General features: G+C 44.1%; 12 protein-coding genes and 2 pseudogenes. 7 read left to right on the top strand and 7 right to left on the bottom strand.

The genetic code is table 11. The annotated features are described in order from the left end of the window. Positions 1–12: 12 nt before the first annotated feature. Entirely contained in the window at positions 13–969 is a 957-nt protein-coding gene (locus N7E60_RS16755; protein ID WP_269598734.1) for an IS110 family RNA-guided transposase, read from the bottom strand. 344 nt (positions 970–1,313) lie between these two features. On the opposite strand from N7E60_RS16755, the gene N7E60_RS16750 reads away from it, so the two are divergent. The 4 genes from N7E60_RS16750 to N7E60_RS16735 all read left to right on the top strand — a co-directional run bounded on the left by N7E60_RS16750 (position 1,314) and on the right by N7E60_RS16735 (position 5,052). Then, on the top strand, positions 1,314–1,763 hold the full coding sequence (locus N7E60_RS16750) for a GNAT family N-acetyltransferase (protein ID WP_269598733.1): 450 nt from the start codon (positions 1,314–1,316) through the stop codon (positions 1,761–1,763). A 128-nt stretch (positions 1,764–1,891) separates the two neighbouring features. Then, complete coding sequence (locus N7E60_RS16745) at positions 1,892–3,019, top strand: ISAs1 family transposase (RefSeq protein WP_269598732.1); 1,128 nt, start codon at positions 1,892–1,894, stop codon at positions 3,017–3,019. A gap of 1,276 nt (positions 3,020–4,295) precedes the next feature. Then, on the top strand, positions 4,296–4,697 hold the full coding sequence (locus tag N7E60_RS16740) for a hypothetical protein (RefSeq protein WP_269598731.1): 402 nt from the start codon (positions 4,296–4,298) through the stop codon (positions 4,695–4,697). Between the two features lie 139 nt (positions 4,698–4,836). Next, positions 4,837–5,052 carry a TIGR02450 family Trp-rich protein gene (locus tag N7E60_RS16735; RefSeq protein ID WP_269598730.1) on the top strand — a complete coding sequence of 72 codons (216 nt, stop codon included), beginning with the start codon at positions 4,837–4,839 and terminating at the stop codon, positions 5,050–5,052. Between the two features lie 65 nt (positions 5,053–5,117). On the opposite strand, the gene N7E60_RS16730 is transcribed toward N7E60_RS16735, so the two are convergent. Beyond that, positions 5,118–5,813 carry a VC0807 family protein gene (locus N7E60_RS16730; protein ID WP_269598729.1) on the bottom strand — a complete coding sequence of 232 codons (696 nt, stop codon included), beginning with the start codon at positions 5,811–5,813 and terminating at the stop codon, positions 5,118–5,120. 341 nt (positions 5,814–6,154) lie between these two features. On the opposite strand from N7E60_RS16730, the gene pnuC reads away from it, so the two are divergent. The 3 genes from pnuC (at position 6,155) to N7E60_RS16715 (ending at position 8,452) form a co-directional block, all read left to right on the top strand. After that, entirely contained in the window at positions 6,155–6,889 is a 735-nt protein-coding gene (gene pnuC / locus N7E60_RS16725) for a nicotinamide riboside transporter PnuC (RefSeq protein WP_167315214.1), read from the top strand. 11 nt (positions 6,890–6,900) lie between these two features. Continuing rightward, a complete protein-coding gene (locus N7E60_RS16720; RefSeq protein WP_269598728.1) occupies positions 6,901–7,632 on the top strand; it encodes a nucleoside phosphorylase in 732 nt (243 codons plus the stop codon). A 139-nt stretch (positions 7,633–7,771) separates the two neighbouring features. Next, positions 7,772–8,452 carry a Crp/Fnr family transcriptional regulator gene (locus N7E60_RS16715; protein WP_269598727.1) on the top strand — a complete coding sequence of 227 codons (681 nt, stop codon included), beginning with the start codon at positions 7,772–7,774 and terminating at the stop codon, positions 8,450–8,452. Positions 8,453–8,522: 70 nt separating this feature from the next. Here the strand turns inward: N7E60_RS16715 and N7E60_RS16710 are convergent, their stop codons facing one another. From N7E60_RS16710 to N7E60_RS16690, 5 genes and pseudogenes are all read right to left on the bottom strand, one after another. After that, entirely contained in the window at positions 8,523–9,491 is a 969-nt protein-coding gene (locus tag N7E60_RS16710; RefSeq protein WP_269598726.1) for a calcium/sodium antiporter, read from the bottom strand. Positions 9,492–9,957: 466 nt separating this feature from the next. Next, positions 9,958–11,148: pseudogene (locus N7E60_RS16705) on the bottom strand (carbohydrate-binding module family 20 domain-containing protein); the annotation flags it as partial. A gap of 5 nt (positions 11,149–11,153) precedes the next feature. Further along, positions 11,154–11,950, bottom strand: a protein-coding gene (locus N7E60_RS16700) for an IS5 family transposase (protein ID WP_269597063.1) whose coding sequence is annotated in 2 segments (ribosomal slippage) — positions 11,154–11,609 and positions 11,612–11,950 — 795 coding nt in all. Because the reading frame shifts where the segments join, the coding sequence is not laid out codon by codon here. A gap of 44 nt (positions 11,951–11,994) precedes the next feature. Further along, positions 11,995–12,792, bottom strand: a pseudogene (locus N7E60_RS16695) (alpha-amylase family glycosyl hydrolase); the annotation flags it as partial. A 43-nt stretch (positions 12,793–12,835) separates the two neighbouring features. Continuing rightward, positions 12,836–13,960: an ABC transporter ATP-binding protein gene (locus N7E60_RS16690; protein WP_077481432.1), complete on the bottom strand. Its 1,125-nt coding sequence runs from the start codon at positions 13,958–13,960 to the stop codon at positions 12,836–12,838. Between the last annotated feature and the right edge of the window lie 79 nt (positions 13,961–14,039).

The raw sequence follows: 14,039 nt of genomic DNA, 5'->3' as shown, positions 1-14,039 counted from the left end.
TGTCGTCAATCGCTAAATTTTAGCGATATTTTTATCCCACATTACGCCGTCTCTGAGCATCGAACTTAAGATCACCACCATCTTACGCACACAGGCAATAATGGCGACTTTTTTTGGCTTTCCGGCGGCGACCAATCGGGCATACGTCGCTTTAAAAACAGGATTACATTGCATCGCAGACATCATCGCCATATACAACACGGTACGAACTTGAGCACGTCCACCTTGGATCACCCGTTTGCCTTTATATCGCCCACTTTCTTTTGTCACGGGTGCAACACCAATGAGTGATGCCGCTTGTTTGTTAGTTATATAGCCCAGCTCAGGGACGTTACTGATGATAGATGCTGCCGCAATGCTGCCAATGCCAGGCACGCTTTGTAAGAGCGTATTTTTAGTCTGATATTCAGGGCATGCTTCAATCAACTTCACGAGTTTTTGCTCAATGTTGGTGATTTGATTTTTCATCGCAGTGAGCATGGGTTTGATGGTTGAATGCAAGGTTTTGGGCAGTATCTGCAAGCGGTTCTTTTCCATCGTTTGCATAGATAGGAGCTGGTTTCTCCTGATGACTAAGTCACTCATTAAACGTATATTTTCCGCCTTGATAATGGTGATTTCAGGCTTAATGGCGTCGCCATAATGTGCGATTAACTCAGCATCTAAGCGGTCATCTTTCGCTCTGCGGCCAATGGCGCCGGCAAAGCGTTTAATGTGCACAGGGTTGGCGCGTACGATGGGTAAATTGGCTTCAATACACGCGAGCACAAAGGGCATTTCTAATCGGCCAGTGGCTTCAATGATGATGCGCTCAGGCTGATATGGCTTGATGATTTTCAATGCATCTTTAATGCCTTTATCAGTGTTTGGCACAGAGAAGAAGTGCGCAGTTGGTCTGACGTAGATGTCGAGTTGCGCTTTGCCGGTATCGACGCCGATGTAGATGTTTTGATTGGATGCAGTATTCATAATAAGCTAACTCTTGTTTGCGTAATACGGGTTCGAGACCCAGTCGAGTATTCGAGTTTGGTGCTTGGAGTTCTAAGGTGCGTTCATGTTTGTTATCGGTCTCTCGACAGAGGAGTCAGCGTTCAATCGAACTGCACATTAGAAAGCTTTAGTTGCAGCTAAAGCCTGGGTCTCACTTTACCCAAATACGAGTGAGATTATCCATACAAAGCATTTAAGAGTGATTCGCAACGCATGGCAATTTTCATTCTATCGTTGGGTTTTGTGTTTACGGTGGTATGGTTAAGTTTCGTGGTGGCGTTGCTCACTACTTAACGCGGCGTTAAGGTTCTCCGGAGAGTGATGTGGATGTTCGACGTTTTATTGAAACTGACAGAGAAGCACTAAGGAATATCTACTTCGAGTCCAGGCGTAATGCTTTCGGGTGGCTGGACCCCGACTCAGTCGGATTGTCAGACTTTGACAGGGACACAGAAGATGAGGCGATCTGGGTTGCAGAGCGGGAAGGCTCGCTTATTGGATTCGTTTCGATCTATGAGCCAGAAAATTTTATTCATAATTTGTTCGTGCGCCCCAGCTGGATTGGTCGGGGGTGCGGATCGGAGCTTTTGACGACTTGTTTAAAGCAGTTGGGAAGACCAGCTCGCCTCAAGTGTATTGCAGAAAACACAAAAGCCTTAGCATTTTATGAGGCTAGGGGTTGGAATACAGTCGGTGAAGGTGTGAATGAAGAGGGCACAGGGAAAACGCATGAAGATCCGCGGCATGCCTGGGCTAGCGATTTAATGACTTAATTGTCAATTAAGGCTGAAAATCGTGCGTTGAACCATGTTTATTAATTAAAATGAGTGAAAATAAAGGATCAATTTGTTGATCATTTTCAGTGCGATTTAATGGTCTCCTAACGTTTAGGAGATTAAAAATGACAGAAGATAAAAGTCCATTTATGCATTTCGTTTCCATTAGAGACATTCGTCAAGAAGGTAAAGTTGAACATACGTTATCAGATATTATTTTGATAACGATTTGTGCGGTGTTGTCTGGTCATGATACCTGGAAAGGTATGAGTGATTATGGACGTAAGCAGCGTGATTTTTTATTACGCTTTGGCTTCTCAGGTAAAACATCACCCTCGGCAGATACGATTGCAAGAGTGATGGGAACCATCAGTACAAAAGCATTACAAAAAGCCTTCATAGAATGGATGAAATCGTGTCATGAATTAACGGATGGTGAAGTGGTTGCCATTGATGGAAAAACACTGAGGGGTTCATATAACCGAGCAACAGACCAAGCTGCGATTCATATGGTTAATGCGTTCGCAACCGCAAATGGTGTATGCCTCGGACAGTCAAAAGTAAATAGTAAAACCAATGAGATCACTGAAATACCTAAGCTGCTGGAATTACTCGACATTTATGGGTGTTTAATTACTATAGATGCCATGGGTTGTCAGCGAAAAATCGCACAAAAAATCATTAATAAAAATGCCGACTATTTGCTTGCTGTTAAAGGAAACCAAGGCAAGTTAGACAAAGCGTTTGATAATTATTACCGTCCTTCAATGCTTCAAAACTTTGATGGTGATAGCTACGCATCACAAGAGAAATCGCATGGACGTTTAGAAACACGATGTGCACTGATTAATACGGATTTAAGTGTATTAGGTGATTTGGCTTACGATTGGCCTGAATTAAAAACGATGGGCATCATGGTGAGTGTTCGACAAGAGGGAAAACACGCCGAAGAGTCAGATATTTCAGTGCGCTATTATATAAGCTCAAAAGCACTGACAGCGAAAGAGCTTCATGATGCCACGCGCTCACACTGGTTAATTGAATCAATGCACTGGCAACTTGATGTTGGATTAAAAGAAGATGCTTGCCGAATAAGAGTCGATGACCGAGCGGAAGTTTTTGCACGAATAAGGCAAATGGTTCTGAATTTATTAAAGCAAGAGAAGAGTTTCAAAGCCGGTATTCAACGCAAGCGAATGATGTGCGCGATGGACCAAGAGTACCTGGCGACCGTGCTGGGAAGCCTTTCGTGACGCGGATGTTCATGCGTTTTCCGTGGAAGAGGGCAGATATCTGGTTCTCGAAACGATCAAACCTTAACAATCGCAAGCAGCGGAGCAATTCTCCGCTAGCGCTACAAATTACCCGCTGTTGCGGGCGTTATGTGTTACGAAGTAATCAGAGATAGCAGCGCGAAAGTGATAGCAATAAAAGCACTGAAAAGAAAGGTTATTCACAGGTGGAAAACTTTGGGGTAATAATGCAAAAGACAGCGTCAAAGTTGTAAAACGGCCAAATAAATCTTCTTATCTGCTGTCTCTTGAGTCCATTACCTAATTGCCAAGTAAAATAGAACACCAGCGGTAAACCCAATGATGCTAAAGTTTTTACCTACAAAAACACTTATGTTGTTGATGATTTCCTTCACGATTTAAGCCTTCCGTTTGTTAAATGGCTATTAATCGTACTAACATGTTCATTCATTTGTCAAATTTTAGCCAGCAGGGTAAATGTTGGCAAAAGTTGCAGCTTGGGAACACACATAACACATATGAGCCTTTCTCTGGTCAATAGGCAATAGCATTTTTTTGGCTGCGCAGCAGCCAATGCTCTCGAACAGCAAAGTCGTCTACTTCGTTCTGTCATTTCCGCCATTAAGTCATTGCTTACGGCAAACACATATAGAAGGTCTCTTACTGCGGTCTCACCGCTGCCTGCCAATCATGTGACAGGGCCATTAGACATTATTCGGTTAACCCAAGCAGGCGCTATTCAAAAAGAAGGCTAAACGCTTGTTTTCCAGTTATCTTGTCTCGTTCCCACGCTCCCGCGTGGGAATGCATATCTAGCTCGAGCTATCATTCAAACACAAATAGCACCATCACCAGCGTAAAATTACGCCGCCTAGAGCATTGAATCGGCTTGTTCGTTAAAGGCATTGATACTGCCCGAGTGTTAGAACATAGGTCTGGTGTGGACCGGTGATGCTGTAGTGAATCCTGTCCATGATTCAAAATCCATATGCATTCCCACGCGGGAGTGTGGGAACGAGTTACAAGACTAGATCTGCCTGTTATCAGCTACCAAGTTGCGTGATAGGAGTTATTACCTCAGGATCAGAGCCTTAGGTGAATGATCTTATTAATAACGTCGTGTGTAGACGATCTAAATCTATATCGAACGGTACACGTTGAGTTTCAATATTCTTATTTTTTAGGCTTGATCAAGGTTGAATATACCATCACGAAAATATAAATTTGTTCCTAAAGTGTGTATTACTATAAGAGCAATTGAAAAAGGAATGTATTTATGGAAGTAGTAGTAGAGAAAGTCGAACAAATAAAAACTGTATTGCGCAATGCAGCTAGAATGAAGCGTGTCGTGCCATACGGTGCAATATATGGTATTTTTGATGATTATTTTGAGAGTTCTCGTGCAATCAATCATGCCATCATTTGGACTACTTTTGAATCAGCGTGTGGGGAATTAGCTTCTCCAAAAATAGCAATTTATGGCTCATTGTTATCAAAAAAATCTAACGGTGGTCTACCCGGGGACGGCTTTTTCGATTTGTTTAAGTCGATTAGACGATCTGAATATAATGAAATTACCTCTGGAAGTAGGATTGAGTCCAATCAGCTCTCTCGAGCTCAAATGCAAGAGATTGTTAATATAGAAAGGCAACGAGTTTATGATCATATAAGTGAATAAGTGGTTATCATAAATGTTTTCTCGTTCCCATGCATGAGCGTGGGAACGAGTTACACCAGCCCCATCGCTGAACTAAACCGAACCCCATTCGTACTAGGTACCGTTGTGTTTAACCGATGCAGTATCTAACGGGGTGAGCGTGAATCAAATCAATCCAGCCAAGTTACGCAATAGCAAGTGGACGGCGGTCAAACCTATTAATCGCGAGAAGCACTTTTTGGTCTCCGACGTTGAGTATGATGAGGACGGTGTGGTGGTGCTATGCGTGCTCGAGTCGGTGCTGTCGAAACAAGAATATCCGATAGACTGGCGTGAGCTCAAAAAAGACGAGAAGTGGCGTCAAGGGTGGAAGTGATAACGCAAGGGAGGAGGCTATCCTCCCTTTTTTGATCCGTTTTTAAACGTCGCGCGTGGCGCTTGTTATTTCAGGTGGAAGATTTGCTCTGTTTCTAGCGACGTCATCGCGCGGATCTGACGCCAAATGTAGTAAAAGATGCCGAACATCATCAACATGCTAGGGATAGCAATCATCGGGTAGCTGTACAGCGTCATTTTGCCTAACTCTTCATTAAACGCGGGCGTGCCGGCAGGGCTGGTGACAATCCACGTGGCAAGGAAGTAGTTCATCGCCGATGAGAACACAAAGGTGCTGGCGAACAGATAGTTTGACCACATCAAACAACGCTCAAAGGCGGCGGATTGCCCGCTCTCTCTTAAACGCTGATTGATCAACGCGAGGTTGAGCACGGTGTCATTCAGAATTAACTTCTGCATCAGTGGGTAGCGGGTAAAGGTTGACCCTAACACCGCCAAGCCAATAAGGCCGGGGATAAGCGCCTCTTTTAAGGCTAACCAACGGGTATCGAGCTCGAGTAGGCCAATCCCGCCTGTCAGTAATACGCTGATAAAACCTAGTGCTGCGATAAAATTGAATTTCTGGTTACGGACCAGATCCATCCCGCCGTAAGCGAGAGGGAAGGCCAAAGCGACGACCAGTGCCATGGCTGTACCTAGGTATTCATCGCCGCTCAACTTCATCAGGATGATCGAGGGGATGAAAACGTTGAACAGGATTTCAAACAAGGGACTCGGCTTTTTCGCGGTGGTATTGCTCATAATGTGTGACTAACTCTACGTGATATCGGTGTCATTATACTCTGCCCAGCAGTGTTCATCGACCCGCAATAGATGTAAAGCGCAAACGTGCACCGTTGTGTAACTATGTGTGAAATCAATAGGTGAGGAAGAAGACAGCGATGAGGCCGCGTTGTGCATTACGCCTAGCGCTGCCGCGTTAGGCACCTTATCAGACAAAGTGCCGTGCCCTTTTCTAGCAAAAATAATATATTCATCTGAACTATGATCGAGTTCAGCCAAGAGGGGACAAATGTCCTCCTTTTATCTGCTGTTCGCCCCTAATATAAGCACAATCTCAACAAAATAATAAAGGCCTCACCATGAGTCTATTTGCTTTGCTCGACATTAATAACACCCTCGTCAATATTCCACTCGGAGACGGTTATGCGATGAGTTGGATTGAGGCGTTCGGAACCGTTTTTGGATTACTGTGTATCTGGTTTGCCAGCCAAGAGAAAACGATTAACTACCTGTTTGGTTTGCTCAATGTCACTCTGTTTGCGGTGATATTCTTTCAAATTCAGTTATATGGGTTACTGCTGCTTCAACTGTTTTTCTTTTGTGCCAACATTTATGGTTGGTACGCATGGACCCGTCCTAATGCGCAAGGCGAAACCCTAGAGGTGCGTTGGTTAAGTAAGCAGAAGCTCATTGCGACTGCGGCAGTCAGTGTGATTTCGATAACCTGGCTAACCATCTATATTGATGCATTTTTCTTTTCGCTCGCAAGCTTCACTGTTGATGGTTTAAACCTTTTAGGCACAAACTTGGCCTCTCCCGTGCTTGAGCCGGATGCGTTCCCATTCTGGGATGCCACGATGACGGTGCTGTCCGTTGTTGCTCAAGTGCTGATGACACGTAAATATGTGGAAAATTGGATTCTGTGGGTTGTGATTAACGTCATTAGTGTGGGCATTTACGCGACACAAGGTGTTTATGCAATGTCTGCGCAGTATGCGATTTTAATGTTCATTGCTGCCAATGGCACACGAGAATGGGCGCGTAGCGCTAAACGTAACGACGATAAAACATTAACTCAAACTGCGGCAGCGTAAGGATCGTCTTTATGGTCAAACAACCTCATATTGGTGTTGATGAAACACAAGTTGCGCCTCGTGTGATTGTGTGTGGCGAGCCCGATCGTGCCAATCGTATTGCCGCATTATTGGATAATGCAGAAATGATATCTGAAAATCGCGAATATCGCGTTTTTACAGGCAGATACAAGGGGCAATCTGTTTCTATATGTAGTACGGGGATCGGTGCGCCATCCATGCTCATTGCGGTTGAAGAGTTAAAGCAATGCGGTGCTAGCCATGTAATACGCGTTGGCTCTGCAGGCTCGATGCAAGCCGGAATTCAGCTTGGAGAGCTGATTGTCGCCGAGGGGGCTGTAAGGGATGAAGGCGGTTCTAAGGCCTATGTGGATGCGGCTTATCCAGCCTATGCGAGCCTTCAATTATTAAAGGAAATGGAACGCTATCTGTCTACGCAAACAACCCGATATCATTTCGGCGTCGTTCGCTCTCATGACAGTTTTTATACTGATAATGAAGAAGCGATATGCCAATACTGGAACCAAAAAGGTGTGTTAGGTGCGGATATGGAAACCTCTGCCCTGTTGGCGGTGGGTCGGTTACGAGGTCTGCATGTCGCGTCTATCTTAAATAATGTCGTTCTCTATCAACAAGATGTGAAAGAAGGCATTGGGCAGTATGTAGATGAGACTAAGGTGATGATGGAAGGTGAAAGGCTTGCGGCAATCACGGCGTTAGAAGCGCTCATCGCTCAGGGTTAGTTGTGCTCTAGCCTCAGCTATTTTCTCGTAGCCAATCAATGCATAGCAAAGCGGCAGGTCCATGTCGCTTTTTTATTGGTTGTGACAGGGTACAATCAAAATGACATTGTTGTCATTAGATTTTCTGAGAGAGCAGAGAATGAAAATCGGGCCTTATCCAACCGGTCGCTTCAAAACATACCTTGAGAAAAACAGTGCCGCTTTTCGTGATTTGATTTATCAGTGTCAAATCAGTACGCGTTACTTTGATGTGGGTGAAGCGATTCTTCGCCAAGGTGAGGAACTTCAGCACTTGTACGTTGTGCCGGTGGGCCGAGTCTCAATGAGTATATTGGCGGCGAATGGGCGACGTTTTCAACTCGGTGAGGCAAACTGCGATTACCATATTTATGGTGAAATGGAGTACTTCACTCAATCGCCTTGCCAATGGAGTGTGATAGCAGACGAGCATATGCAGGTTGATGTCATCTGTATTCAAACGCTAACGGAAAAGCTGCAACAGCAGCCTGAAATGATGGTGTTTTTTGCGTCAGCGTTAGCTGAAGATTATCAAGACTCTATGGCTATCTACACCAACCGATTGCTGCACCCTATTACTTACAACATCGCTTATGACCTTTTAATCAGGAGCCAAACCCATACCTTGTTAGGTGGGTTTGACAGAGTCAACCAAGAGGCTGAGCGGTTTGGCACGTCAGGCCGTGTCTACCGACGAGCAGTGAAAGAACTGATTGAAAGGGGACTTATTAGCAAAACAGAAAATGGCTTAGAGATCACTGACGAGCGGGCGCTAAAAGCATTTATTGATGCGAATGAATGAGAGACCACACCAATGTCTGCGCACAATGTGTTTATGCGCAGACATGTTCTTCGCCGAGCTTGGTAACCTCCTACCGCGCGGCATAAATCAGCAAGCAGGTGTAGCTGACGTAGCATATAAACAGTAATCCCCCTTCGGCGCGGTTGATTTCTCGCGTTTTGCCAAAGCGCATTGAGACCAGCAGCAAGAGTACCGTCACGGCGAGCATCACCATCCAGTCTCGCCAGAAGACTTCTTCGGTGATGTCGCGAATTGGCTCGATGGCGCCGGCAATACCAATTACGGCGAGGGAGTTAAAAATATTGGAGCCGACTACGTTGCCTACGGCAATATCGTGCTCTCCTTTGCGGGCGGCAATGATCGAGGCAGCCAACTCGGGCAGGGAGGTCCCTAATGCGACTATGGTTAAGCCAATAATAAGATCGCTGACGCCCAACTGTTGGGCTATCTCAACGGCACCCCACACCAAAATCCGTGAGCTAACAACTAATAGTGCGAGCCCGATCACCAGCCACATTATTGCCTTTTTCAGCGAGAGAGTTTGCTGAGTGAGCTCGGCATCCATCTCGATGGCGAGGATATCTTCTTTGGTTCGCATCCCACGCCACACCGTCCAGCCGATCAGCAGCAAGAAGCCTGCGATCAGCAGCAAGGCTTCGTAGAAGCTAATCGTGAAGTTCCACAACATCACCCCGATAACAAGAGTGATGGCTAACAGAATCGGCAGCTCTGTGCGGACGATGGTGGAATGGACCGCAATGGGCGCAATCAGGGCCGTTACCCCGAGAATTAAGGTAATATTCACGATGTTGGAGCCCAGCGCATTGCCGAGCGCTAATGCGGAGTTACCATCGAACGCGGCCATGGTCGACACTAAAATCTCTGGCAGAGATGTACCAAAGCCCACGACCAGCATGCCAATCAATAAAGGCGGCATTCCCGCATAATGGGCACTCACCGCAGCGCCTTCTACAAACCTTTCTGCACTCCATATCAGAAGTACAAACCCAGCAATAATCGCCAACGTTGCAAGCAGCATATTGTCACCTTAGTTGAAAAGAAAAGTCGTTAAATCGCCTATGTGCTCGCGCCTAGGCCGAACGGATGAAACAACTAAGATTCATTGCGTTAATGCTAGTCGGTGAGTTTTCTACCGCCAACTTGCTGTCGCGTTAAGCCCCGTATTAATGACACAGATTTTTGGCTTTGCAACATAAATGTTGGGCACCGCTTACCCATATTTCAGCTGCAAAGCATTTTACTTGATCGGAATGTGGTGAAGGGGAGGGCGCGATGACTTTATGTTGGTGGTAAAAGTGTAACATTTACAACCTAAAGTGATGGAATATCGATGTTTAAAGAGTATCAGCGATAAGAAACGCCATTGCTGGAATGGGCAAGTACCTGTTACAGCCTTTAATTGAACTATTAAAAAGCGTGAAATTCGCCCAATTTCCGAAATGCGCGCCCTAACTATTAGGTAGGACGCGTTTTAGATATGAATATTAGAAACTACCTTCTGTTGCGTTTTGGCGGTCAGTGTTAAGTTGATTATTAGCACCGGACTGCCAAACTACGTTTGCTTTGGGATCTGACTCGTTTCGTTTTACGCATTTCCACTCTATATCTTGTTTTGCGGGTAAGGTAAGCGTAGATCGCCATGTGGGATACCGTGATGGTTCTAGCTTTATCGCATTTCCTAATGCCCAATCACTCAGCTGAGGGTGATTACCAACGACATAAACGCTCTGACCTGAAGTGGTAACACCATTATGACAAGTGAACGTGATGTCTCTCGAAAGTGGATCCGTATTACTATTGCTTAGCCCATGCAATACAATTGCTTGATTTTGGGCGAGATGCAGTGTTGCGTGCCCTGCAGTTACATGTACACTGTTATCGTCGAGTAAATTCGTATAACTTCCATCGGATAGAGCTAGATTACGAACAGTAATTGAAGCAGACGGACCACGATTAAGCGCAACGGTAACGACATCATCACCTTGTTGACGTTCAAAGACCAGTATATCTTCATTGACCCAACGTGAAATATAACTGCCACGTTGAATAGCAAGACTGTTTTTGCGAAGTTTAGCCAACGTTTTAATTATTTTGAATGCTTGCGTATCTTGGCTGAAACTTGGCATCTTCTCTCGGTTATATGGATCGCTACCAACTTGGCCAAAGCCGTTCTGAGTGAAGTTTGCTGCGTAATGCTCTGTTCCATAGTATATCGCAGGTATCCCGCGTACTGTCATAGTAGCAACTAACCCTAGATTCACTCTTTCTTGAGCAAACGCTTCACTTTGATTACCGCCTAACTCATTATTTCCGGGTCCGAAGGTTGATGCACTGGAGCGTAATGCAGTGGAAATTCGTGCCATATCATGATTATCCATAAACACCACTTGCCAATCATCGCTAGAAAACACTTTCTCCCGTTTGTTTAAATAGTTATTAAGTGTTTTAAAACTATTGTTAGAACGGTTGGCAAGAGCTCGCTCTAATGTATCTCGGAAACCAAAATCGAGTAGTGCTGACCCTGATGTATTCGCATAATCAATGGCATATCCATCTATACCTGTAGTTTTATTGGCACTAGCACCGAACCATTCGCCAAAAAAATAAAATCCATCGCGTCCTAGAGTTTTGCTATAATCATATATGTCAGATGTCCATTGCTGAATAAATGACTTAGAACCTATCCCAAAAGGGATTTATTCCAAACAATGAGGCCACAAGCAAAATGCAACATGGCCTCGTAGTTTTCGATTTTCTTTTCCCAACGAACAAGCAATCTACGATAACGGTTTAGCCAGCTATGAGTTCGCTCCACAACCCAACGATGAGCCTTAAAATCATCCGATTGCTTCAAGCTCGCGGCCTCTTCAGCACGTGATTGAACATGGGGAATGTAGTTCAAAGCAACCAGTTCATCATGTAACCACTGGCCTGTATAACCTTTGTCTAGGTACAAAGGTACTTTCAGCGGCGGCCGATAACACTCTAGTGCATCTAATGTTTGAAGTACCAGCTTAATGTCGTGGACGTTTGCGCCATCGCTAACAACAGCCAGTGGCAATCCATTCGCATCCGTCAACAAACTGCGTTTTACGCCTTGTTTCGCACGGTCTGTTGGGTTCTTACCTGTTTTTTTGAGCCAGCTAAAGGTGCTTTAGTTTGGCACCCGTCCATTGATATGGAACTCCAATCAACCCCTTCGTAAATCAGGCCATTTTGCCAAAATCGCTCAAAGACTCCTGCATCTCGCCACTCTTGAAAACGACGATGTGCAGAGCTAGAGGAACAAATACCTGTCGCGTTAAGCGCATTCCACTGACAACCAGTTCTGAGAACAAAGAGGATGCCGTTCATGGCATCACGATTATCGACTCTCTTTCGATGTGTTCCTAGAGGATGGTTCGTCTTGTGGATTGGTAAAAGCGGCTCAATTTTTGCCCAAAGGGCGTCAGAGATTAGGTATTGTGTCGAATTCATTTACAGTATTTTCAATAGGTGTTGATTTACTCAGACAACACCTATTGAGATAGGTTCTTATCCATGTGTTTTATCGCGTCGATACGGATTGCGTCGACACCAGCATCTATCCAGAACTTAGAGCCTTCAAGTAAATATTGATAAACATCTTTATTTGACTGATTGAAGTCTGATAAATTAAATAAGTTGTGATTTCTTACCTGATTCCAGTTGTTCCAGTCAGTAACGCCACCGTTGTGGTGATACCAATTAGTACCAGCAGCTAGATCAGTATTGTAATCTATGATATATTCGCCGTCTCGATATATCGCACCGTATTCATTTTCGTCATTTCCGTTAGAATGGTTTGGTGCATAGTCGAGAACTAGCTTCATATCATATTTTTGACTATGCATGGTTTCGGCCAACTCTTTGAAGTCTTCAATAGTACCGAAATGTTCATCTACTCGAAAAAAGTCCCGCCCCCAATATCCATGATAACCAGCCCCACCATTAACATCTAAGTTATTAGCATTATCAATGGGTGGAGTGATCCAGATAGCTGTTACCCCCAAAGACTTGAGATAAGGTAGCTTATTAATTAAACCACGAATGTCGCCGCCGATGTACTTCTTTAAGTCGTTGGGATCATAAGTCTCTTTGTTCTCTCCGATGTTATTACTTGAGTCTCCATCGCTAAATCTATCAAGAAAAACAAAATAAATAGTCTCTTTCCTGAAGTCTAAAAAACTATTTTCTTTATCTTGTGTTCGATGTTCATTAATAATTGGAGCGCTCAGTGCCAAACTATTGAAGCCTATTGTAGTCAATAGTACACTAAAAAATAAAGTGCGTTTTCTCATAGGAGATATCCTTGTGATTATGAAAGTGACATAACATTATTTCCTAGTCTTGCGTTAAATTAACCTCGCTATAAAAGTCAAAGATATGGCAGAACTCAGTGTTTAAATTGAAACGAATTGATGTGCCAATGTCTTTAGTAGATATGTTTTGATTGTTAACGCGGGCAATTAACTCCTTACCTCCCACTGAAAAGTAGATATATTTTTCATTACCCATATTTTCAACTACGGTTAGGTTCCCAGTGACGACATTTATTGTGTCATCAGCGTTTGCGATATTAATATGTTCTGGTCTAATGCCAAAACAAACGGGCTTGTCGATATATTCACGCAATACTTGTTGTTTTTCTAAAGGAATAAGTATGCGTACGTCGTTGGTAATATCTACATAGAGCTGTCCATTTTTTTCGCGTATCACGGTGTCTACTAAATTCATGGCCGGAGAACCAATAAAGCTGGCTACGAATTTATTCGCAGGCTTATTGTATAAATTGCTTGGTGTGTCTACCTGCATAATCTTACCTTGGTTGAGCACACAGATTCGGTCGCCCAGAGTCAAAGCTTCAGTTTGATCATGCGTAACATAGATCATCGTTGCAGGACTTCCTTCATCTTTGAGTGATTTATGTAATTGAGCTATCTTCACTCGCATAGATACGCGAAGTTTTGCATCTAAATTTGATAGTGGCTCATCGAATAAGAATACTTCAGGCTTACGGACAATAGCACGACCAACGGCAACTCGCTGTCGTTGACCTCCAGACATTTCTTTCGGTTTCCGGTATAACAGGTCGGTAATCTCTAGTTTTTCTGCAGCCTCTATCACACGGCGCTTTATTTCATCCTTAGGCCACTTCTGCATTTTAAGACCAAAAGCCATGTTGTCGAAAACTGTTTTATGGGGATAAAGTGCATAGTTTTGAAATACCATTGCAATACGACGGTCTTTTGGCGGTAGTCCATTAACTACTCTATTTCCAATGCGGATCTCACCACTAGTAATATCTTCCAAACCAGCAATCATTCTTAACGTTGTTGATTTAGCACAACCCGACGGGCCAACAAATACCATGAACTCGCCATCGCGAATATCTAGGTCGATGCTATGAACGGCTTTAAATTTGTTATCATATTGTTTTTCAATTTTGCGTAGGCTAACAGTGGCCATGAATTTCTCCGTTTACCGCTCTGTACTGATAATAGAAATTGATTTACCAGTGATTACTCTGTCGACACTCTGATTTTTG

This window comes from Salinivibrio proteolyticus, from assembly GCF_027286365.1.
In the GTDB taxonomy this organism is placed as follows: Bacteria; Pseudomonadota; Gammaproteobacteria; order Enterobacterales; family Vibrionaceae; genus Salinivibrio; species Salinivibrio proteolyticus.
Note: the sequence above shows the minus strand (reverse complement) of the source record. Positions and strands in the feature narration are given on the sequence as shown.